We start from the raw sequence: 22,427 nt of genomic DNA, 5'->3' as shown, positions 1-22,427 counted from the left end.
ATTGAGTAAAATAATATTCTGCACTATCCGTAGCGGCGCAATTTATTGCGCAACCGGCCGCGATGCGGAAATGCACATTGCGCGATAAATCGCGCCGCTACGGTTTGTGCGACTGGCTGGTGCCGCAATGACATGTCTCACTAATAACAGGGAGGCATTCATGCGCACCAGGCACGCCACGCACCGGACTGATCACCGCGTCTGCAAATACACCTGCAAATTCACATACACCGCGTTCAGCAACGGCGTCGCCACCGCATGGCGCGCGCCGCGCACCAGCAAATCGCCGATGATCTGATCGGCTTCGATATCATAGCCCTGGGTTAAATCGCGGTACATGGATGAGGTCATCGCCGCATCAGGATTGTTCAGCGTCTCATAAATCTTCGCCGTCACGGCCGGACGCTGTTGGTAGCCATCGGCGGTGATCACCGCCAGTACCTCGGCGAAAATGCCCTGTAACAGCGCTTCACCACCGGCTGAACGCAGGATGTGCTGCGTATTGCCGCGCGCCACACAGCACACGGCACCCAGCGTGCTCAGCAGCTGCCACTTCTCCCACAGCTCACTGATAATGTTATCGGCGAACACGCTATCAAACTGCGCATCACGCAGCGCGGCATCCACGCGCGCCAGACGGGCATCGTTGTTGCCGTCCAGCGCGCCGTAGTAAAGCACGTGCAGCGGCGACAGCTGCATCACTTCGCCGTGCTCGCCCAGCGTGGCGTGAATCTTACACAGCCCGCCAATCACCTTGTCACCGAAACGTGCGCGCAGCGTATCAATGTGACGCATGCCATTGAGGATCGGCATGATCAGCGTCTGCGCGCCGACCGCCGGGGCAATGTCTTCAATTGCCTGTTCCAGCGCAAAGCTTTTCACCGTCAGGATAATCAGATCGTAATCACCGGTCAGCGTCGAGGCCAGCGCCAGCTGCGGCTGCAGCACCGTGCTGCCCTCCGGCGTTTGCAGCACCAGTCCGGTTTGTTGCAGCTGCTGCTGGCGGCGCTCGCGCACCAGAAAGGTCACATCACGGCCGGCCTGCGCCAGGCGCGCGCCAAAGTACCCGCCGGTGGCACCGGCTCCCACAATCAGAATACGCATGGACTGTTTTCCCGTTAAGCATGAAAGCCTTACCTTAAAGCGCTGCGCGTCACTGCGCCACACCGCAAATGCGGAAAACCGTGACAATCTCAGCGATGAGCAAAAAAAGCTCAAACTGTTCGTATTCATTCGTACAATGGGTTTATGCTGGGGCACAGCGGCGGGCAATGGTGCCTGCCGGTTTTTTTCGTCAACAGACTAAGGACGCATCATGCCCCGACCCCTCCCCATCGAACGTTATCGCAACATCGGCATCTCCGCGCACATCGATGCCGGTAAAACCACCACCACTGAGCGCATCCTGTTTTACACCGGAATGAGCCACAAGCTGGGTGAAGTGCACGATGGTGCGGCAACCACCGACTGGATGGCGCAGGAGCAGGAGCGCGGCATTACCATCACCTCGGCGGCGGTCAGCTGCTACTGGCCGGGCATGGACGGCAGTTTTACGCCGCACCGTATCAACATCATTGATACTCCCGGACACGTTGACTTCACCATTGAAGTGGAGCGCTCAATGCGCGTGCTGGATGGTGCCGTGATGGTGTACGACGCGGTCGGTGGCGTTCAGCCGCAGTCAGAAACCGTGTGGCGACAGGCGAATAAATACCACGTGCCGCGCATTGCGTTCGTCAACAAGATGGACCGCCAGGGCGCGGACTTTTTCCGCGTGGTGCAGATGATGAAAGATCGCCTGCAGGCGCATCCGGTGCCGATTGTCATTCCCATCGGCGCAGAAGAGCAGTTCAGCGGGGTCATCGATCTCAACAAAATGCGCGCCATCTACTGGGACGACGCCAGCCAGGGCATGAGCTTTAGCTATGCGCCGATTCCGGACGCGCTGCAGGCGCAGGCGGCGGAGTGGCGGGAAAACATGGTGGCAGCAGCGGCAGAAGCCAGCGAAGCGCTGATGGATCGCTATCTGGAGCAGGGCGATCTCAGTGATGACGAGGTGATTGCCGGGCTGCGGCAGCGCACGCTGGCGGGCGAAATCCAGCCGATGCTGTGCGGCAGCGCGTTTAAAAACAAAGGGGTGCAGCGCATGCTCGATGCGGTCATCGAACTGATGCCTTCACCGCTCGATGTGCCGCCGGTCGCCGGCATCAACGAGCGCGGCGAACACGACGAACGCCATGCTGACGATGAGGAACCTTTCTCGGCGCTGGCGTTCAAGCTGATGAGCGATCCTTACGTCGGTCAGCTGACCTTTGTGCGCGTCTATTCTGGCGTGCTGCGCAAGGGTGACAGCGTGTGGAACGCGGTGAAAGGGCGTAAAGAGCGCATTGGCCGCATCGTGCAGATGCAGGCTAACGATCGCATCGAAATTGATGAGATCCGCGCCGGCGATATTGCCGCCTGCGTTGGGCTGAAAGAGGTCACCACCGGCGAAACGCTGTGCGATCCTAATGCGGTAATCACGCTGGAGCGCATGGAGTTTCCCGATCCGGTGATTTCGCTGTCGATTGAGCCAAAGACTAAAGGCGATCAGGAAAAAATGGGGCTGGCGCTGCAGCGGCTGGCGGCAGAGGATCCGTCGTTCCGGCTGCACACCGATGAGGAGTCCGGTCAGACCATCATCTCCGGCATGGGTGAACTGCATCTGGAGATCATCGTCGACCGTCTGAAACGCGAGTTTGGCGTGGAAGCCAATATTGGCCGGCCGCAGGTAACCTACCGCGAAACCATCCGCAAAACGGTGCGCGAGGTGGAAGGAAAATTCGTGCGTCAGTCAGGCGGTAAGGGCCAGTATGGTCACGTGGTGCTGACGCTGGAGCCGCAGGCGGCCGGAAGCGGTTTCGCCTTTGAAGACGCGACCAAAGGCGGCGTGGTGCCGCGCGAATTTATTCCTTCGGTCGAGAAGGGCATTCGCGAAGCGCTCAACAGCGGCGTGCTGGCCGGTTATCCGGTGGTCGACATCAAAGCCACGCTGACATTTGGCTCTTATCACGACGTTGACTCGTCGGAGATGGCGTTCCGCATGGCGGCGATCTTTGGCTTCAAAGCGGCAGCGAAACAGGCTAATCCGGTGATACTTGAGCCGGTGATGCAGGTGGAAGTGGAGACGCCGGAAGAGTATGCCGGCGGCGTGATGGGCGATTTGTCATCCCGGCGCGGCACGCTGCAGGGCATGGACGAGCGTTTCGGCGCGCGCATTATCCGTGCTGAAGTGCCGCTGGCCGAGATGTTTGGCTACGCCACCACGCTACGCTCGATGTCGCAGGGCCGCGCCACGTACAGCATGGAGTTTGCCCACTACGCCGAAGCACCGCGTAACGTCGCGGAGGCGATTATCGCGGCTCGCGCACAGTAAGCTTGCTGGCGGCAGGGATGTCGCCGGTTAGTGCTTTATCTACAGCGCCGTCACGCCCAGCGCGGCGGCGTCATCTTCCCAGCGTTTAACCTCGTCAAACCAGTCGCGCTGCGGCACAGAAAAGCCCGCCAGCAGGTTGGCCTTCATCACATCCTTGTAATCCTCCACATTGGCCAGTTCAAACAGCGTGCTGCGCAGCTTTTCCAGTAGCAGACTGTCGGTTTTCGCCGAGGTTATCAGCGGCAGCGCGGCACACAGCGGGGTTTCACCGATAATGGCTAAGCCCTGCAGCTCCTGCGGCCGGTATTTGCGTAGCAGCGCCCAGGTGATGCAATCAATGGCGGCGAGGTCGGCCTGTCCGGCGCGCAGCGCGGCCAGCGACTGACGGTGGCTGCCGCTGAACCGGGTAGTGGCGAAGAATTTGCCGTCCCGGGCCAGCGGCGCGACCACGTAGCGCAGCGAATTGTATCCGGAGTGTGAGTCATTGCTGTTGCACACTGCGCGGCGGTCACGGAAATCGGCGAGGCTCAGGTTCTCATCTTCCTGCCGCGCCACCAGCCAGCTGCGATAGCGCAGGTCATGGCAGCCAGGCGCATTGGACTGAAACGTGCCCACCAGTTGCACGTCAGGCAATAGCGCGACCAGCGGATAGCCGCAGGTCTGACTCAGCAGCAGATTGTCATCACGCCAGTGCGGCAGCAGGTCGTCGTGCCATTGTACCTCAGCCTGCACGCCGCGCTTCGCCAGCAGCCGCGTCAGCACTGAGGTCATGGCCAGCGAGCTCGGGTGGTCGATGTCGTACATCGGTAAAGAGATGATGTGCATTCTGTGCGTCCTTGTGGTGTCCCGGGTGGGCGTTAACGTCGATCGGCTGACGCCAGAAGCGCTTCATCCATTCGCCGTAACCGGCAACGCGAAAACCCTGATTAAGCTGATAGTAGCCGTCGCGGTAGAGCAAATAGACTTTGCGCAGACCGTACCAGGGTAAACCGGGCAGATCGTGATGTACAGAATGATAGTTGAGATTCAGGAACAGCAGGCGCCATGGCCAGGCCGCTTCGTTATTCACCGAGCGCGCCAGCGGCGCCTCATCGGCACGATGTTCGTAAAATGAGCGCACCTTGGTCAGCATCAGCGCCGGATAGCTCACCGCCAGCACCAGCCACAGCGGGGAAAAGCCGCACAGGCTGAGCCAGTAAAACAGTCCGGCCAGCAGTAGCAGGTGCACCAGCCACATCATCATCGCCGGCACGTCGCGCTGCACCACGCTTTGCGTCAGCGCGCGCAGCGTGGCGAGGATATCCAGCAGCGGTCCCAGCAGCAGACGTCCCAGAAAGGTGTTGCGCAGATGTATAACGCGCTGTTGCCAGGGTTTAAGCCGTGTCCAGTGTGCTGGCGACAGATAATAGGTTTCCGGATCATCATGCGGATCGGTCAGGGTGTGGTTGCGGTGATGTGCCAGGTGCGAATCCCGGTACAGACCATACGGATACCACACCGCCAGCGGCAGCGTGCCAAACAGCTGATTAAGGCGTGGCAGACGCGTCGGATGGCCATGAATCAGCTCATGCTGCAGCGACAAATACCAGGTGGTGAACAGGATCAGCAGCAGCGTGGCGAGGGGCAGGCCCAGTGTTTGCCAGTACAGCACGCTGGCGAACCAGCCGCTATAAACGGTCATGATTAACAGCCAGGTCGGCAATTCGCTGCGCCAGAGCCAGCTGCGCGCCAGCTGGTGCACCACTTCGCGCTGTTGCGCACTGAGGTAGGCGGAGGTTCCTGTGACCATGTTCATGTATTCAGTCAGCGAGTCGGGAAAAGATGCGCTCACGATGCGCGATACGCGTGATAAACACAAAGACGGAAAATTGCTTTGTTATGCAAAAAAGTTGAAGAAGCGCGCGAAAACTATTGGCTATCAGTCCTCTTTGCACAGGCGTAACCTTACCTCATCGAATTCTGATTGATGACGCCGGCGCAGTTCTGGCCCGCGAGGAGCATTTAGCATGAAAAAAATTGGCTTTTTATCTTTCGGTCACTGGACCCCGTCACCGCACTCGGCCACTCGTTCGGCGCAGGATGTGCTGTTGCAGTCGATTGACCTGGCGGTTGCCGCCGAAGAACTGGGTGCCGACGGTGCCTATTTCCGCGTACACCACTTTGCCCGCCAGCTGAGTTCACCGTTTCCGCTGCTGGCGGCGGTCGGTGCCAAAACCAGCCGCATCGAGATTGGTACCGGTGTGATCGACATGCGTTACGAAAATCCGCTGTATATGGCGGAGGACGCCGGGGCAGCGGACCTGATCGCCAACGGCCGTTTGCAGCTCGGCCTGAGCCGTGGCTCGCCGGAGCAGGTGATTGAAGGCTACCGCTACTTTGGCTTTAATCCGCGCGAAGGGGAAACCGATGCGGATATGGGACGTCGTCACACCGAAGAGCTGCTGGAAGTGCTGCGTGGCGAAGGGTTTGCCAAACCCAATCCGCAGCCGATGTTCCCGAATCCACCGGGACTGCTGCGCCTCGAGCCGTATTCCGAAAGCCTGCGCGAGCGTATCTGGTGGGGCTCCGGCTCGAACGCCACATCGATCTGGGCAGCCCAGCTGGGGATGAATTTGCAAAGTTCGACGCTCAAGGATGACGAGACCGGCGAACCGTTCCATGTGCAGCAGGCGAAGCAGATTCGCGCCTATAAAGAAGCCTGGCAGGCGGCAGGGCATCAGCGTGCGCCGCGCGTGTCGGTCAGCCGCAGTATTTTTGCCCTGATGAACGATACCGACCGCGCTTACTTTGGTCGCGGCGGACAGGAGCAGGATTCCGTCGGGTTCCTCGATGAGAAAACCCGCGCCATCTTTGGGCGTAGCTATGCTGCAGAGCCGGAACAGCTGATCAAACAGCTGGCGCAGGATGAAGCCATTGCGGAAGCCGATACCCTATTGCTGACCATCCCTAATCAGCTTGGTGTGGATTATTGTGCGCACGTGATCGACAGCATTCTGACCCACGTCGCGCCAGAGCTCGGCTGGCGTTAAGCCACAGTGCGCAGGGAAGCGCACAATTATTGAAATTTAATAACCCCAATAACTCTGACTGTTGCATTTCAGGGTTATTGGGGTTATTTTATTGCTTTCAGGACGTAGCAGTACACGCGCATGGATAGCCGATCGCTAATGGCCGAAATCAAAGCCGACGGCTGGGAGCTGATACGAATTAACGGTAGCCACCATCATTTTGTCCATCCGACGAAAAAAGGCCTGGTCACGATACCGCATCCAAAAAAGGATTTGCCGATTAAAACGGTAAAAAAGTATCAGAAAACAGGCCGGATTGACCGTCCATTAATTTGCAAGAGGCACACTTATGTTTTACCCCATCGCAATCGAAGCGGGAGATGAAACCACCGCGTACGGCGTTACGGTGCCGGATTTACCCGGCTGTTTTTCCGCGGGAGATACGCTGGAGGAGGCCGTAAAAAACGCCAAAGAGGCGATTACCGGACATCTGGAGTTAATGGTTGAACTCGGCCAGGATATTCCGGCGGTCTCGGACCTTAAATCGCTGATGAAATCGGCGGAGTTTGCTGGTTACGTGTGGGTGCTGGTGGATGTTGATGTGACCCGGATTCTGGGCGGCTCGGAAAAAATCAATGTCACTCTGCCGAAGTTACTGATTGATCGCATCGACCGTTGCGTAGCGACGCATCCGGAATTTAAAACCCGTTCAGGATTTCTGGCGCAGGTTGCGCTGGAGCGCATTGCAAAAACGCGCTGAAGCAGGAAGGGCGAAACGATGGCAGTTTTGCGGCGACCAACCATTGCGCGATAAATCGTGCCGCTACCAGCTGCGCATTAATGCGCACCCTGGGAAACGCGGCAAGGTCTTTTGACACATATCAGATTCTGCAGGGTCGCCATTGATGGCGACAACGCGTCCTTCACGAACGCACCCAGACCTTGTAACCCGCATTCAACCCGGTAGGGTCGCCATTCATGGCGACCAACTCTTGCGCGATAAATCGCGCCGCGACCAGCCATTAATCTGCCCCCAGCTCCCACCACAGCTTATCCAGCGCGTAATAACGATCGCGCTGCGCCTCTGGCTGGTTCAGATCGCGTTTCCACGGTTTGGCGAGAATGTAGTGCAGATTCTTCACCTCATCGTCATGCCATAAGCCGGCATGCTGGAACGGCAGGGTTTTCAGCGCGTTATAAATGTACGGCAGCGGCAGCCAGCGTCCGGCAAACACTTCATTGAGCAAATCCTGTTCGGAGAACGGATAGCGGCGCAGGTCGTCAATCTCAGCCACTTTCTGCTGCAGCCAGTCAAATACCGCCTGATCCGGCTGCAGCACCAGAAAACCGCCATTGAGATAGTTATCAAGCTCGGCGGGCGGTGTTTCACCGCGCGCCTGCCAGGTGTAGTGACAATGCTCCGGCTGCCAGCTGTCAGGATAGCTGGCGATTTGATTCGGGTTGCAGCGGCAGGCATGACAGGCCGCCAGCGCATGCTTGCCGAGGTCAAGCGTAAACAGCTCATCCATGTTGCGCAGCACCAGCATATCGGCATCAAGAAACACCACGCGCGCGCAGCCGGTCAGCTCCCAGGCGCGCAGCTTGCTCCACACTTCACCAAACTGTGCCGAGGCATAATGCTGCTCCAGCGCGGCGTCCGGCATCAGCGGCTGGACCGGATGGATCACACAGCCCAGCGCCTGCAATGCTTCGCGCATGCTCAGGTCGATGGCATCGGTGACCATCACAATCAGCGGCCAGCGCGTTTCGCTGCGTTTGAGTGAGCGATGCAGCGCTTTCACCCCGACATAATATTCCGGCTGCGTTAACAGCGTTACCCAGGCGTACATAAATTCTCCCCATCAAACTCAATTAATCAAACAAAGCCGTGACATAGTCATTGCTAAAGCGGTGCGTCGGATCCAGCTGTTCACGCACTGCACGAAACGCATCCCACTGCGGATAGATGGCGCGCCACTGATAGCGCTGCGGATCGTAATATTTACCCCAATGCGGACGTCCGCCTTCCGCCGCCAGCAGTTTTTCCACTTCGGTGAGGAAATGCAGTCCGTCCTGCGACAGTGAGCCGTCATCCGCGTAATACACCACGAAACCAAAAAAGCAGGTCGGCTGCTGATGCGCCGGGCTCATCCACGCCTGTGAAGCGCCGGTGCAGCGCAGGATGATGGGATAGTGCATGTGCGGACGATTCTGCGCGTACCAGGCTTTGATCTTACTGATAATTTCCGGCGTTTTGGCCAGCGGCACGCCAATCTCAACGTTGATCTGCGGTACGGCGATGCCACGACAAAACAGCTGGTAGATATCGCCGCTGATGTCGGTGAAATCACGGAAGCGGGTGACGGTACGGAACTGTTTGCCGCCTTTGCCGTGAATCTGCGTGTCGCGATGCATGTGTTCCAGCGTCTGATCGATGGTGTCGTTCAGGCTGCTGTCGGCCTGATCGCCGTGCTCAATCACTTCGCGCTGATGGTCGTACCACGCCTGGCTGTCTTCCGCACTGGCGACATCGGCGTTCCAGACATGCATCAGGTTGTCATCGACAAACCACCACGCTTTGCTGAGTTCGTGCTGCTCATTCCACGTCAGCAAATCCTGTTCCAGTGAATCGGCAGACGCCGCGAATTTATGGCAGGTAAACAGGCGAAATGGCTGAGTGCGCAAGGTAATGGCGGTGACGATGCCGAGCGCGCCAAGTGACACCATCGCCGCCGGGAAATCGGCGTCGCCGCGCTGAAACTCGCGCACGCTGCAATCGGCCAGCACCATGCGGATATGCAGCGCTTCGTCCGCCAGCGAACTCTGTGCCAGGCCCTGACCGTGGGTGCCGGTTGCCAGCGCGCCTGCCAGCGTCTGCACCGCAATCACGCCGGGCGAGGAGGCGAGCATGCGATCCATCTTTGTCAGGCTGTCATACACCTGCTGCAGCGGCGTGCCCGCGGCAAACGTTACGCTCTCTTCATCCTGAGCGAGGATGCCGCGCAGCGCACTGAGATCCAGCAGCACGTCCTGCGGCTGTACGCACAGCATGCGACCGGGCGACAAACGGCTGCCGAGCACGCGCACTTTGCCGTGCGAGTCGCGCAACAGCTGTTGCAACTCAGCTTCACTGCGCGGCTGATGCAACTGCTGGCGCTGGCCAACGACCGAATTCTGCGCCCAGTTCCAGAGCGCAGGCGTGTCATCGGTATTTTGCGTGTTGCGTAACGGATAGAGGAGAGCATCTTTCTTCACTACAGCGTTCCTTAATCTGAGGTCTGTCACGGTCCCGGTTATTTGATCAAGCGTAGACCATCACAGCGAACCCGCAGATTACGGGGCTTTGCGGATATAGCGCAGCGTGGCCGTCACCGCCAGCTGACGGTTGCGGCGAATACTGTCCTCTTCACTATCGTGGGGGGTAAACAGCGTGTGGAAGGTGTAGCGGTTGGAGACGTGATGCACACAAATACTGCTGAGCAGGCGGTGTACGTCCACGGTATCCAGCCCGTCGATAAAGATGCCCTGACGCTGGCCGCGGGACAGGATGTCATCAAGCAAATCGAGGGTACTTTTGTTCATCGCTTTGATGCGTTCCGACTGCATGATGTAACGCCCGCGCAGCAGGTTTTCTGTACACACCAGGCGCATAAAATCGGGATGCGTGACGTGATAGTCAAAACTGGCTTCCACCAGTTTGATCATCGCCTCCTCCGGCTCCAGCGTAGTAAGATTCAGGCCGGTTTCATGCTGGCGGATCGCCTGATACACCTGCTCCAGCACCTCAATATACAGCTTCTCTTTGTTGATGAAGTGATACACCACCATGCGCTTGGTGGTCTGTGCCAGTTCAGCAATCTGCTCCATTCGCGCGCCCTGCATACCGTATTCGGCGAAGGTTTGCAGCGCACCCGCGAGGATGCGTTTTTTCAACCCTTCCGGGTCATTTTTACGTTTGGGTGTGGTATCCGACATAGCGCTCAATAACGGTCAATCAAACAGGCATGGTAGCACAGCCGTCCGGGGCCTTTTGGCGCGACGAGCGGCGGCATGGCTTTATTCATTTCAGGAATAGCATTCCCGGATAAATCATAATGCTGGAATAAGCAACTGCGTATACTGCGCGTATCTGTCGATCACGGCAGCTTATTTTGACTCGCGTAATAATAACACTCAGGAAATAATTTATGCACACACGCTTTGCATCAGCCCAAAAGAAATTGTTGTTAACCGTCGGCGCATTACTGGTTGCCGGCAGCGTGGTCGCGCCGTTTTCAGTGGCGCAGGCGGCGGATAAAACCGCGGTGAAGGTCGGCATCATGAGCGGCGAGGACGAAGACGTCTGGCGTGAAGTGATCAGGCAGGCCGCCGCGAAAGGACTGACGGTGAAGACCGTGATTTTCAATGATTATAATCAGCCCAACGAAGCGTTACAGAATGGTGAAGTGGATGCCAATGCCTTCCAGCATCAGCCGTTCCTGAATAATCAAATCAAGGTCAATCATTACGATATCGTGCGCGTCGGCGATACCGCCGTCTGGCCGATCGGTCTCTATTCGAAGAAAGTGAAAAGCGCCGCCGCTCTGAAAGACGGAGCGGTAATCGGCGTGCCTAACGATCCGTCGAACGAGGCGCGCGGTCTGGTGCTGCTGCAGCAGCAAGGGCTGATCAAACTCAAACCGGGCGTCGGCATTGCCGCCACCACGGCCGACATCACTGACAATCCCCATCACCTGAAAATCAAAGAGCTGGATTCCGGCATCATTGGTCGCTCGGTGCCGGATCTGGATGCGGCAGTGGTCAATACCGACTGGGCGCTGAAAAGCGGTCTGACCGCAGCGGATCGTATCGCGCAGGAGCCGGTGAAAGACAACCCGTACAACAACTTTATCGCGGTGAAAAAAGAGAACGCCAGCGCCCCGTGGGTGAAAACCCTGGTGGCATCGTACCAGAACGATGCCGTCAAAACGGTGTTTGACAAGGTCTACAAAGGCACGGGCGAAACCGCCTGGTAAGGAACCCATCCATGACGCTATTTTCCGAGGCCACCGTGCCCCTGACCGCCGTGGCGCGCGGCGTGATCGAAGAGGCAACAGTACGCGATCGCGTGGCGCAGCACAGCAACGTGGTGCGTTTGCAGGGCGTGTCGCGCCGTTTCGGCCAGACACAGGCGCTGCGCAATGTCTCACTGACGGTGCAAAAAGGCGAAATCCTTGGCCTGATCGGGCGCAGCGGCGCCGGAAAATCGACGCTGATTCGCTGTCTCAACGGGCTGGAGCAGCCCGACGAAGGCGTAATCGAGATTGAAGGGCGGCGTATTACCGGTCTGTCGGAACAGCAGCTGCAGGCGGTGCGCAGTCGCGTTGGCATGGTGTTTCAGCACTTCAATCTGCTGTCGGCAAAAACCGTGGCGCAGAATGTGGCGCTGCCGCTGAAAATAGCTGGCATGGAAAAGGCAAAGCGCAACCAGCGCGTAGCGGAACTGCTGGCGCTGGTGGGGTTGAGCGACAAGGCCGGACACTATCCGGCGGCGCTTTCCGGCGGACAAAAACAGCGTGTCGGTATTGCCCGCGCGCTGGCCGCCAGCCCGGCGCTGCTGCTGTGTGACGAAGCCACGTCGGCGCTCGATCCGGAAACCACCCGCTCGATTCTCGCGCTGCTGAAATCGCTCAATCAGCAGCTTGGTATCACTATTCTGCTGATCACGCATGAGATGGAGGTGATCAAATCCGTGGCGCATCGCGTGGCCGTCATCGACGCCGGGGAGATTGTCGAGCAGGGCCCGGTGTGGCAGGTGTTCGCCCATCCGCAATCCGCGCTGACGCGCACGCTGCTGCGCGGACTGCTGCCGCAGCTGCCCGAGAATCTCGCAGCGCGGCTCAGCGAACAGCGTGAAGGTGAGGCGATCTATAGCGTTCACTTTGCTGGCGTGGCGGCGCAGGGAGATTTGCTGACGCAGTTTGCCAGCGCTCTGCCGGGTAAATTTCGCCTGCTGCAGGGGGGCATCGACCACATTCAGCACTACGCGGTAGTGCGTTTCTTTATTGCGCTCCCGGCCGCCAACGCTGCCGATGAGTATCAGGTTCTCAGCTGGCTGCGTGCGCAGCAGGCACAGGTGGAGTTGGTCGGTTATGTCGCCAGTGATGATTGATTTACTGCTCAACGCGTTGGGTGAAACGCTGCTGATGACGGCGGTGGCCGGCCTGTTTTCGCTGCTGGCCGGATTACCGCTGGGACTGATTCTGGTGACCACCAGCCCCGGCGGCATTGCTGAAAACCGGAGCATCAATCGTCTGCTGGGCATAGTGATCAACGGCTTTCGCTCGCTGCCGTTCATTATTCTGCTGGTGGCGCTGATTCCCTTTACCCGTCTGCTGGTCGGCACCTCTCTGGGCACCTGGGCCGCAATTGTGCCGTTATCGATCACCGCCACGCCGTATTTTGCCCGGGTAGCGGAAGTGTCACTGCGCGATGTCGATCGCGGGCTGATTGATGCGGTGCGTGCCATGGGCGCCAGCAAATTACGTATTGTCTGGGAGGTGCTGATTCCTGAAGCGCTGCCGGGCATTCTTTCTGGTTTTGTCGTCACGCTGGTGGCGCTGATCGGCGCCTCGGCAATGGCGGGTGCCATCGGGGCGGGCGGTCTGGGCGATCTGGCAATTCGCTATGGTTATCAGCGTTTTGACACGGCGGTGATGGTGGCGGTGATCGCCGTACTGATCGTGCTGGTGTGCGGTATCCAGTGGCTCGGCGATCGGCTGGTGCAGCGCATTGACAGGCGGCACTGAGAAAAACGTCTGCGGCAGTACGCTCTCCTGCAAACAAATGCTCCGTATCAGGCGCTGGCGACGCATGTCGTCAAAAAACTCAACAGGCCCCTGTTAAAGGGGCCTATGGGTTAATCAGCAATTCATCCACTCTGAACAGCGGGTAAAGACAGTTAATTCTGATGGAATGAATGATTAGAAGTCGTATTGCAAACTCAAACGATTCTGCCAGAAATGTGAATCGTACAGAGGCGATGTCTGCACGCCGGCAAAATCGGTCACGCTTAATCCTTTTAATACACCGCTGAACGCCCAGGTGAAATACACCAGATATTCCGACTGATTAATGCTGGCAGACTGTGCCGAGGGTTTTAAATCCATAAACGAATATTGTGTACCCAGAGAAAGATGCTCATTAAGCACGTAGTTCAGGTTGGTCATATACGCATTGCCACTGCCCAGATCCTGGGTACTGGTGAAAAACGGCTGGGCGAAATAGGGACCCGATGAACTGTTGTGGGCATAAGGCACCACCAGTGAACCGTTACCCCAGCTATTGGGGCTGGCAGCAATATGGTCGTAGCCCAATTTCCAGTTCAGTGCAGGAGTGAAACTCAGCGCGAGCTGAGCACCGTAAGAGGTGCTATTGACCTCTCCGGCCAGCGCTTTCCCTAAGCTGGTACCGCGAATAAACTGCAGAGCCACATCCGGCTGCAACAATGTATCCTGCCACTGCACATGACTTTCGCCATAGACAACGCGGGAATAATCAGCATATTCCTGATACCACACTTGTCCGGTAAGTTTTTTATTATCCCACTGCGTGCCCTGTCCGCCACCAATCGCCCACATGCCGTTAGTGCGCTCATCGATATCCGAATAGGCCGTGGTATCCAGGAACTGATCGTCGCCCCAGGGCTTGTAGCGCCAGACTTTGGTCGCATGCAAATACTGGGTGCTGTCGCCATAATTGGCATCAACGCCCCTGAAGAGTATCGGTGTAATACGCCAGTCATAGTCACCGACGAAGGGAATGTTAATGCGTTGATCGCCGACAGTAATTTTAAAATCATCCTGTTGCCAGCTTAAATAAGCTTCCCCGATATTGGTCTGATTATCACCAATGTCGCTGATGGTATGCGCTTCATCAGGGTGATCAATCCCCCGCAAAAAGATGGCGCTCACGCCAGCGCGAAAACCATACGCGGGAGCCGTTTCATATTTCACACTGCCGCCGTAACTGGTGGTGTCCTGATTAAAGCCTTTGGAAAAATAGGCATTGTGTGTGGAGTAGTAGAGCGTACGCAAACTGCCGCTAACGGTACCGCAGGTGAATATATCGCTGAAGCTGTCTACACCGCTGGCATCGTAATGACAGTCGCTGATATTACTTTGTGTCGCAGCCAGTGTTGCTGGCGCGAAGGGGAAAAACAGCGCAAGTAAACCGACACGTGTTAGTGCTCTCATTGCATGATCCCTGAATAAACACACCCGTTGAGGAAAGCGTAACGATGCCAGCCGGGTGAGAGGATCACCCGGCGGTGAGTTATGCCGTAAATAAAAAGTGATGATCAATTAACGCCGGGAATATGTACCGCCGGCAAGGTTTCACGTACTTCCCAGCCACGTAGCTTGCCGGGGTTTAATAAGTTGTAAGGATCGCAGGCGGATTTTAGGGCAACCACATCAGGCCGCACCATACCTTGTTTGCCATCCTCAATATGAATGACATGTGGATTATTTATTTTCACATTATGGCTACGATAAATATCCATAATGGCGTTGAGCCGTTCCGGGCTGCTGTAACGGATTAATGGCAGGCCGCTACAGGTGAGCGCACCGTTCATGTCGCGCAGAAATTCAATATGTGACATCACCTCATCCGATAATTCAGCTTCCATTGCCAGCACCTGTTGATGGTAATTATCCACAGCGTAAGCGGTTTGCAGGTAAGTCAGGGTTTTATCAACCTTCAATGCCTGCAGGGTGGTGTGGTTCCAGCAATATTCAATCAGGGAATGGCCGCTATTTTCCCCTTCGGCAAAGTGCAATGCATTACGGCCGTTGTGTTGTGCGAGGATGGCGGGCAGCAGGCCATCACTCTCGCTTCCCGTCACTGAAATGACACCGTGTTGAGCCCGAATCTGCGCCTCCGCTAAATCGCTGAAATAATCCAGCACCGGTGCGGCAAATACCGCGATTTGGCGTTTAACAATGCCAGGTGAACGCGCCAGTGCATCGGCATAAGCCATTGCAGAGGGGAAATCGGCGAAGGTATCCAGGCGCTCTATCCAGTCGTGGCAGGGTGCCAGTGCCAACTCGATCTCCAGCACGATGCCATTGCTGCCGTAAGCATGATGCAACAGCAGGGCGTCCGGTGCCTGCAACGTAATGATGCGCGGTGTCTCTTCCATCGTCATCATACGAATTGACAGCACGTTGCCTGGCGCGGCCAGCGGACCGTAGTTAATCGATCCGACTCCGCCAAAACCGCCGCCAAACAAGCCACCCAGCGTGGCAAGTTTCCAGGTTGAGGGCATGCAACGCAGCTCCCAGCCATGCGGGCGGGTATGTGCTTCGAGATCGCCCAGACGAATGCCAGCCTGCGCGCGCACCGTACCGGTACCCATGGCGGTGACGCTGTTCAGGCGTGTCATGTCGACCATGACACCGCCCTCCAGCGGAATCAGCTGGCCGTAGTTGCCGGTGCCGCCCCCCCGGAGATTCAGTGGGATACGCGCTTTGGCACAGGCTGCCACAACGGCAAGCAGTTCGTTCTCATCGCGTGGACGAACAGCCAGCTCGGCGAACTTCTCTTCCAGCTGGTGTTTAAGCACCGGGCTAAACCAGTGAAAGTCACGTGACAGACGTTTTACTTTCGGCGCTTCTTTAATCCAGTCAAATTCCGGCAACGCCGCGACCAGCGCCGCCAGTGCAAACTGGCGATCGGGTTCAGACATGTATAGCTCCTGTCAGTAGAAGAGGTGACGGGCGGTTGATGATCCGCCCGTGTTGCATTAACTCGGGCTCAATTCACTCTCATGCCATGCTGCCAGTACGCGGCGCGTGAGCCATGACATCAGTGCAAAGAGCAGGAAGCCGGCCAGGGAAATCAGTAACAATGCGGCAAACATCAGCGGAATATTGAGTTGATAGCCAGCCTGCAGGATCTGATAGGCCAGCCCGGTATCCGTGCCGCCGGTGCCTGCAACAAACTCCGCGACCACCGCGCCAATCAGCGACAAACCACTGGAGATGCGCAACGCACCAAAGAAGTAGGGCAACGCCGATGGAATGCGCAGGCGTATTAAAATTTGCAGGCGCGATGCATGGTTTAGCCTGAAATAGCTCAGTAGCCCCGGAGACACGCTACGTAAACCTTGTGTGGTGTTTGAAATGATCGGGAACACCGCCATCAGAGTGGCGCACACCACCAGGGACAACGTGGTGTCTTTCACCCAAATAATGATCAGCGGCGCAATGGCGACAATCGGCGTTACCTGCAGAAAGACAATATAAGGAAATAACGCCGTCTCGATAAACCGATTCTGCACCAGTAAAAACGCAATGATGGAGCCAATAACCGTCGCCAGCACAAACGAGATCACCGTGATTTTCAGCGTGTAAAGTAAGGACATAAACAACGCCGGAAAGTTTTGCGCCAGGCTTTGCGCCACGATGAGTGGAGAAGGGACCAGAAAGGCGGGCACCTTAAACGCGGTGACCAGAAACTGCCACAGTAACAGCATGGCAATGGCGACTACCGCCGGAAACAGCCATTGTTGAAATTTACGGTTTGCTGCAAGCGGTTTCATGCTTTGCTCTCCTGACTGGCTGCGAGCAGGCCGCGCTGCAACAGCTGCGCATAATGGGTAAACGGCTGACTGACACGAAACGCATCATCACGCGGCAGGCTGGTTTCAATGCGAATATCATCAACAACGCGACCCGGTCGCGCGGCCATCATAATCACACGCTGCGACAGGAATACGGCTTCCTGAATCGAGTGGGTCACAAAAACTACTGTAAGCTTTTGCTCCTGCCACAAATCGAGCAGGTCGCTGTCCAGTTTGTTGCGGGTGATTTCGTCCAGCGCGCCAAAGGGCTCATCCATCAACAGCACCCGGGGACGCGTCACTAAACCACGGGCAATTGACACCCGCATCTGCATGCCACCGGAAAGCTCGCGTGGCAGTACATGACCAAACTGACCCAGGCCAACCAGTGCCAGAATCTCGCGCACCCGGGTGTCGGCTTCACCGCGTGGTACCCCCGCCAGATCCAACGGCAGGCGTACATTCTTATGCACGGTGCTCCACGGCATCAGGGTGGCTTCCTGAAACACAAAGGAAAGCGGCAGATCACGTTGATTCTCCCGACGATCGCGACGAAATAGCATCAGTTTGCCATCACTGGGTTCAATTAAGCCGGCGATCATTTTCAGCAAGGTACTTTTGCCACAGCCGGAAGGGCCGAGCAGTGAAACAAACTCGCCCTGGCGCACGGTCAGTTCCACCGGCAGCAGCGCCCGCGTCCCGTTGGGATAGATTTTCTCCGCGGAGAGCACCTCAATCGCCGGCGGCGCGGCAGGCCGTGGCTGGCTGTCCGGATTGATCGGCGTTATGTTGCTGGCGGTGTTCATGGCATGACCTTAACGTCTTTGATGAACTGCAGCGTGTAGCTACCCGCAAACGGCACTTTGGCCGGATCGATTAGCTTGTTATCCACCAGCAGCTGCCATGTCTGTTTTAGCCGTGGCTCGGTAATAATACCGATACCCGCTGTTTGCGCGTCGCCGCCCGTCACCATCTGGTATTTCTTCATCTGGGCAATACCGAAGGCGATCTGCTCCTCGCTCATCTGTGGATTCTCTTTCCTGATGAGGACGTTGCCAGCACTCGGATCCTGCAGATAGTTTTTCCAGCCCTGCATTGAGGCTTTAACGAATGCGGCTACCGCCTGCGGACGTTTTTCAATGGTTGATTTCATGCACACAATGCTGTTGCCGTAGGGCGGGTAACCCCATTCGCTGATCGGGTAGACATTGGCTTGCGCATGGGCTTTCTGCACAGCAAAAGGTTCCGAGGTGATATAACCCTGCTGCACCAGCGTTTTGTCTGCGAGGAATGGCTGGATGCTGAACGTGTACGGACGCACGCGCGCATTCTTCAGGCTGAGCGCACTCTGTGCCCACGGCCAGTAAGAGGTATAAGCTTCCGCCGCCAGCAGGAAGGTTTTACCCTGCAGATCCGCTTTATCTTTCACATCAGGATGGGTGAGAAAAGCAATTGCCGAGTGCTGGAACGTAGTGGCAACGGGCACGGCTTCAACACCCTGCTGCCAGGATTCAAGCGCCTGCATGTTATCGCTGATGATGCAGTCTGCCTGACCCGCCGCCATCAACTGCATGGTGTGAACCTGGGGACCACCCATTTTAATGGTGACGTCCAGCCCGGCATCTTTATACAGGTTCTGCGCCAGTGCCTGATAAAAACCGCCATGCTCTGCTTGCGCATACCAGTTGGTCATAAAGGTGAATTTCTCCGCCGCCATGCTCTGGGCCGACAGCGCCAGCGACAGTGCGGCAATCATGCTTAATTTTTTATTCATCGTGATCCCCCGGTTAGCGCGGTGTTAAGAGTGATGCAGCGTCGTTGTGGTCTAATACTTTGCCCTGCCAGTGACCTGTGCCCCATGCCGGTTCAGCGCGGGTTACCCAGCTCATTTGATGCATTTCGGTGATCACCTGTGCCCAACTTTCCGCCAGCGAATCCAGAATCGCCGCGCCTTGTTCGGGGGTGGACGGCAGTGGATCGCCAATCACGCCGCTGGGACCGAAATCATAAGAAGCCCATGCCGCCATGGGTTTACTGGTCGAGAGCGTCGGGCAAGGGAATGCAGGCGGATAATTCGCCACGGCTTTGCTCATCTGCACGGTGTCGGGGGCGAGTGCCAGCATCAGTGCGGTTTCCGCATGACCGGCATGCATCGCCATTTGACGCTCTTTGTCGTCCATAAAACTTTCGGCACAGTTGGGCACTTTGAAGGTGTCTTGCATGATGATGATCATGTCACCGTGTCGCAGACGGAGTTCGCGTGCGGCCATCTGCAGCGGCTGTGGCTGCCCGCCATGGCCATTCACCATTAAAAACTTGCGGAAACCGGCGCGATAAAGGGATTCACCAATCTCCAGAATGGTATGTAACAAAGTTTCCCCGGTCAGCGTCAGCGTGCCGGGAAAGTGCAGGTGCTCATCGGATTTGCCATAGGTGATCGGCGGAATGGCATAAGCCGGGATATCCGCGGATAAACGTGCCAGAGCATGGCCGACCACGCCCGATGAAATGACGCTGTCTACGGCACACGGCAGATGGGGACCATGCTGTTCGATGGCGCCGGTCGGTAACACAATCACCGTATTGGCTTTATTATCCAGTGTGGCGATGTCGGTCCAGCTCAGGTACGGCAAAAAGCGGTTTGCCGGGATATAACCATGCAACATACTGTTTCCTCGCGTTATTGTGGCAACCATGCCGTGGCTTCAACTTCAATGAGTACGTCCGGGCTGGGCAGCATTTCACTGACCTGCACCACCGTTGAAACCGGCGGTTCGTCCGGGAAGAACTGCTTGCGCACCCGGCTGTAGTGCGGGAAATGGTCCAGATTGCGAAAGTACTGCACCAGTTTGAAAACATCACTCATCTGCCCACCGGCGCTTTCAAGGGTGGTGCGGATGCTCTCCAGCACATACCAGCTTTGTGCCAGGATTGGACCTTCTTTGAAATCGGTAGAGAATTCACCACTGCGTCCCAGCAGCCGTTGCGCTGCTTCGGGAACATCGCTGTAACCGCGCACGATAGTCGCGGTTTGCGGATTCACCGGAATAATGCCGGAGAGAAAAATAAAGTCGCCGACGCGTCGCCACGCCGCATATTTCGCCAGCGGCTTACCCGCCCCTTCATCTAGCGTCATCAGTTTCTTCTCCATAACGCACGCCTTGTTTAAGCCGATAGCGCTGGCGCTGGCGCAGCGGCCAGCTTGCTGTATCGGCATGCGGAAAAATCACCATATCGTTGTGACGGAAAGCGTCGGGCTGGCAGATGAGCTGAGAGGCTTCATCAAAGGCAGCTCCCAACTGCAGGCTCAATACCCCACTGAACAGGGTATCCAGGGGGTCGTAACTGCCTAGGGGGCAGAAGGCGTCCTGCACGTTGTCAGCGCCCAGCAGCAGTGAAATTCCACGCGCCTGCGCTTCTTTCACCAGCGTTAATCCACGCTGACGCGGTGTGCGATGGGGCACGGCGTCCTGTAACAGCAGGTTGGTCAGGGGCAGAGCGATCAGCGTCACCCGGTGCAGGGCCAGCCGATCAAGAATCTGCAGCGCATCTTCTTGTTGCGACAGCGCGCAGCTGTGGCTGCAGGTAATATGACCACTGAACGGATGTTGTTGCAGGTAGTTCGCCAGCCAGCGCATGCCCTGGGCATCAGCATTCAACTCTTCATCAATGTGCAGGTCGATATCGAGCTGCCACTGTTCGGCAGCTTGCAGAAGATGTGAGAAGGCTTGCGCATCCCAGTTGCTGCTGTGAATGAAACCACCCAGAAGTGCGCCCGGACCGCTGATGGCCACCTGAGCGGCAATGTGCTGCGCATCATCCGCGCTGGCGAAAAAACTCAGCGGGGCGAGGGCCACGCGTTCGATGCGACATAAAGGATGCTGTAACTCACCAATAACCTGCCACGCCAGCGGCGCCTGCGCGCTGAACCAATCGACGTGGGTGCGCAATAAACCCACGCCACTCTCCACCGCCCATTGCAACGCCTGATGCGCGCGCTGATGCAGGTCTGCACGGCTCCAGTGCACGCGATCCTGGTGCATCGCGGTAATCGCAGCCAGCAAACCGGGCTGGCGTGCCGGGCTGCGCTCGAAGGTGAACGTTTTGTCCAGATGCGCATGCGGTTCGATCAGGGCGGGTAGCACCAGAGCGCCATTGAGGGGCAAATAATCGGCATACGCTCCTTCACAGGGGGCGAACTGCAACCCGTCAGCGTGAAAATGTAACGTCGCCAGCTGCGGCTGATTGTCCTGGTGTGGCCAGCTTTCTGGCAGGAGCCAGCGGGGTAAACGTGCGCCGGTTGCGCCTGGATAGATGTTCATAAGTCCAGTACCAGAAGCGGAGAACGTGCGCGTGAGCAGCACAGGACGATGCAGTCATTCGCGGCACGCTCTGTTGGGCTTAACACCTCGTCGCGGTGATCAGGTTCACCCGACAAAACACCCGTAATGCAGGCACCACACATGCCTTGCTCACAGGAGAGTTCGATGTCGATACCCGCCGCTTCCAGCACCCCGGCAATGCTTTGAGCCTGTCCAACGGTATAACGCGCGCCGGAGGAGGCAATCTCCACGTCGAAGCTGTCGCCTGCGGTAATCAGGGAGGCTGCAGGATTGAAACGTTCGCTGTGCCATTGACCCGGCTGCCAGCCGCGTTCCAGCGCTTGCTGCTGCAGGTGGTGCATGAAGCCAGCAGGTCCGCAGGCAACCAGCGCGCTGTTGGCTGATGTTTCCAGATCGTCAGGGATCCGGGTGCGCAGGCTGTCGCCTTCGCTACTGTAGTGAATGACGACACGCTCACCGAGCTGCGCCAGACGTGTCGCAAACGCCAGTTCATCATGATGTTTGAGGTAGATATGCAGCATGAATTCAGCCTGCCGCCCGGCCAGCGCTTCTGCCATGACCAGCAGTGGCGTCAGGCCAATACCGGCAGCAAATAATAAGGTGCGCGGTGCATCCGGTAGCGGAAAGTGGTTACGCGGTGCCGACAGGGTTAACGCATCGCCGACATTCAGCTGTTGATGCAGCCAGCGGGAACCGCCTGTCGAGACGGGATCAAGACGCACGCAGATTTCATAGCCAGCAGCACTGGCTGGCGAACACAGTGAGTATTGACGTACCCCTCCCGCCGGCAGGTGGACATCAATGTGCGCGCCCGGTGTAAAAGGCGGCAGCGGTTGGTCGCTGGCACTCTCCAGCGTCAGTAACAGATTGCCAGCACCGTTGGACTGCTTTGCGATGACGGTGACAGCCAGGTGTGTTGATTTCATAATCAGCCTGTCTTTGCAGGGCTGTCATCAGCGTTAGCGCCGCGCATACCCTTGTCTTTATCATGGATGCGATTATTATTTTGCCGTTGTGTAAGCGTCCATCTGTTTAATTCGCATGATGCGTTGCAAAAA

21 protein-coding genes and 1 pseudogene are annotated in these 22,427 nt (G+C 57.2%); 7 read left to right on the top strand and 15 right to left on the bottom strand.

What is annotated here, in order from left to right:
* Positions 1-192: 192 nt before the first annotated feature.
* The gene (locus F3J36_RS23325; RefSeq protein ID WP_166720714.1) at positions 193-1,104 is read right to left on the bottom strand and encodes a ketopantoate reductase family protein; all 912 of its coding nucleotides are present in this window, start codon (positions 1,102-1,104) and stop codon (positions 193-195) included.
* Positions 1,105-1,315: 211 nt separating this feature from the next.
* Here F3J36_RS23325 and fusA point away from each other — a divergent pair, with 211 nt between their 5' ends.
* Positions 1,316-3,415 carry an elongation factor G gene (gene fusA, locus F3J36_RS23320; protein ID WP_166720713.1) on the top strand — a complete coding sequence of 700 codons (2,100 nt, stop codon included), beginning with the start codon at positions 1,316-1,318 and terminating at the stop codon, positions 3,413-3,415.
* Positions 3,416-3,454: 39 nt separating this feature from the next.
* Here the strand turns inward: fusA and F3J36_RS23315 are convergent, their stop codons facing one another.
* Positions 3,455-4,240, bottom strand: a complete 786-nt coding sequence (locus F3J36_RS23315; RefSeq protein WP_247653241.1) for a phosphate/phosphite/phosphonate ABC transporter substrate-binding protein — start codon at positions 4,238-4,240, stop codon at positions 3,455-3,457.
* Positions 4,137-5,204 (bottom strand): fatty acid desaturase, encoded by a 1,068-nt coding sequence (locus F3J36_RS23310; protein ID WP_166720712.1) that lies wholly within the window; start codon positions 5,202-5,204, stop codon positions 4,137-4,139. The genes F3J36_RS23315 and F3J36_RS23310 overlap by 104 nt, the downstream gene beginning before the upstream one ends.
* 217 nt (positions 5,205-5,421) lie before the next feature.
* Between F3J36_RS23310 and F3J36_RS23305 the strand changes: the two genes are divergently transcribed.
* From F3J36_RS23305 to F3J36_RS23295, 3 genes and pseudogenes are all read left to right on the top strand, one after another.
* Positions 5,422-6,444: an LLM class flavin-dependent oxidoreductase gene (locus F3J36_RS23305; protein WP_166720711.1), complete on the top strand. Its 1,023-nt coding sequence runs from the start codon at positions 5,422-5,424 to the stop codon at positions 6,442-6,444.
* Between the two features lie 120 nt (positions 6,445-6,564).
* A pseudogene (locus F3J36_RS24285) lies at positions 6,565-6,754 on the top strand (type II toxin-antitoxin system HicA family toxin).
* An 18-nt stretch (positions 6,755-6,772) separates the two neighbouring features.
* Positions 6,773-7,183, top strand: coding sequence for a type II toxin-antitoxin system HicB family antitoxin (locus F3J36_RS23295; RefSeq protein ID WP_058781997.1), 411 nt, complete (start codon positions 6,773-6,775; stop codon positions 7,181-7,183).
* Between the two features lie 262 nt (positions 7,184-7,445).
* On the opposite strand, the gene F3J36_RS23290 is transcribed toward F3J36_RS23295, so the two are convergent.
* The 3 genes from F3J36_RS23290 to F3J36_RS23280 form a co-directional block, all read right to left on the bottom strand.
* On the bottom strand, positions 7,446-8,273 hold the full coding sequence (locus tag F3J36_RS23290; RefSeq protein ID WP_166720709.1) for a glycosyltransferase family 8 protein: 828 nt from the start codon (positions 8,271-8,273) through the stop codon (positions 7,446-7,448).
* 22 nt (positions 8,274-8,295) lie between these two features.
* Positions 8,296-9,678 (bottom strand): D-arabinono-1,4-lactone oxidase, encoded by a 1,383-nt coding sequence (locus tag F3J36_RS23285; RefSeq protein ID WP_166720708.1) that lies wholly within the window; start codon positions 9,676-9,678, stop codon positions 8,296-8,298.
* Positions 9,679-9,756: 78 nt separating this feature from the next.
* The gene (locus F3J36_RS23280) at positions 9,757-10,398 is read right to left on the bottom strand and encodes a TetR family transcriptional regulator (protein ID WP_021509768.1); all 642 of its coding nucleotides are present in this window, start codon (positions 10,396-10,398) and stop codon (positions 9,757-9,759) included.
* Between the two features lie 212 nt (positions 10,399-10,610).
* Here F3J36_RS23280 and F3J36_RS23275 point away from each other — a divergent pair, with 212 nt between their 5' ends.
* The 3 genes from F3J36_RS23275 to F3J36_RS23265 are packed head-to-tail and all read left to right on the top strand — an operon-like array spanning position 10,611 to position 13,211.
* Complete coding sequence (locus tag F3J36_RS23275; RefSeq protein ID WP_166720707.1) at positions 10,611-11,438, top strand: MetQ/NlpA family ABC transporter substrate-binding protein; 828 nt, start codon at positions 10,611-10,613, stop codon at positions 11,436-11,438.
* An 11-nt stretch (positions 11,439-11,449) separates the two neighbouring features.
* A complete protein-coding gene (locus tag F3J36_RS23270) occupies positions 11,450-12,574 on the top strand; it encodes a methionine ABC transporter ATP-binding protein (protein ID WP_166720706.1) in 1,125 nt (374 codons plus the stop codon).
* On the top strand, positions 12,555-13,211 hold the full coding sequence (locus F3J36_RS23265) for a methionine ABC transporter permease (RefSeq protein WP_166720705.1): 657 nt from the start codon (positions 12,555-12,557) through the stop codon (positions 13,209-13,211). The genes F3J36_RS23270 and F3J36_RS23265 overlap by 20 nt, the downstream gene beginning before the upstream one ends.
* A 174-nt stretch (positions 13,212-13,385) precedes the next feature.
* Here the strand turns inward: F3J36_RS23265 and F3J36_RS23260 are convergent, their stop codons facing one another.
* The 9 genes from F3J36_RS23260 to F3J36_RS23220 all read right to left on the bottom strand — a co-directional run bounded on the left by F3J36_RS23260 (position 13,386) and on the right by F3J36_RS23220 (position 22,295).
* Entirely contained in the window at positions 13,386-14,657 is a 1,272-nt protein-coding gene (locus tag F3J36_RS23260) for a TonB-dependent receptor (protein ID WP_166720704.1), read from the bottom strand.
* Positions 14,658-14,761: 104 nt separating this feature from the next.
* Positions 14,762-16,150: an FAD-binding oxidoreductase gene (locus F3J36_RS23255; protein ID WP_088518055.1), complete on the bottom strand. Its 1,389-nt coding sequence runs from the start codon at positions 16,148-16,150 to the stop codon at positions 14,762-14,764.
* A 57-nt stretch (positions 16,151-16,207) separates the two neighbouring features.
* Positions 16,208-17,005 (bottom strand): ABC transporter permease, encoded by a 798-nt coding sequence (locus tag F3J36_RS23250; RefSeq protein ID WP_166720703.1) that lies wholly within the window; start codon positions 17,003-17,005, stop codon positions 16,208-16,210.
* Positions 17,002-17,832, bottom strand: coding sequence for an ABC transporter ATP-binding protein (locus F3J36_RS23245; RefSeq protein WP_141495252.1), 831 nt, complete (start codon positions 17,830-17,832; stop codon positions 17,002-17,004). Before F3J36_RS23245 ends, F3J36_RS23250 begins: the two co-directional genes overlap by 4 nt.
* Positions 17,829-18,800 carry an ABC transporter substrate-binding protein gene (locus F3J36_RS23240; protein WP_088518058.1) on the bottom strand — a complete coding sequence of 324 codons (972 nt, stop codon included), beginning with the start codon at positions 18,798-18,800 and terminating at the stop codon, positions 17,829-17,831. Before F3J36_RS23240 ends, F3J36_RS23245 begins: the two co-directional genes overlap by 4 nt.
* 13 nt (positions 18,801-18,813) lie before the next feature.
* A complete protein-coding gene (locus F3J36_RS23235; protein ID WP_166720702.1) occupies positions 18,814-19,692 on the bottom strand; it encodes a creatininase family protein in 879 nt (292 codons plus the stop codon).
* A 14-nt stretch (positions 19,693-19,706) separates the two neighbouring features.
* Positions 19,707-20,162 carry a RidA family protein gene (locus F3J36_RS23230; RefSeq protein ID WP_141495596.1) on the bottom strand — a complete coding sequence of 152 codons (456 nt, stop codon included), beginning with the start codon at positions 20,160-20,162 and terminating at the stop codon, positions 19,707-19,709.
* On the bottom strand, positions 20,149-21,348 hold the full coding sequence (locus F3J36_RS23225; RefSeq protein ID WP_166720701.1) for an amidohydrolase family protein: 1,200 nt from the start codon (positions 21,346-21,348) through the stop codon (positions 20,149-20,151). The genes F3J36_RS23230 and F3J36_RS23225 overlap by 14 nt, the downstream gene beginning before the upstream one ends.
* Positions 21,345-22,295: a PDR/VanB family oxidoreductase gene (locus F3J36_RS23220; protein ID WP_166720700.1), complete on the bottom strand. Its 951-nt coding sequence runs from the start codon at positions 22,293-22,295 to the stop codon at positions 21,345-21,347. The genes F3J36_RS23225 and F3J36_RS23220 overlap by 4 nt, the downstream gene beginning before the upstream one ends.
* Between the last annotated feature and the right edge of the window lie 132 nt (positions 22,296-22,427).

The sequence above is a fragment of the Pantoea sp. Cy-640 genome (genome assembly GCF_011752635.1).
GTDB lineage: Bacteria > Pseudomonadota > Gammaproteobacteria > Enterobacterales > Enterobacteriaceae > Pantoea > Pantoea dispersa.
This window is presented reverse-complemented; position numbering and strand designations above follow the sequence as displayed.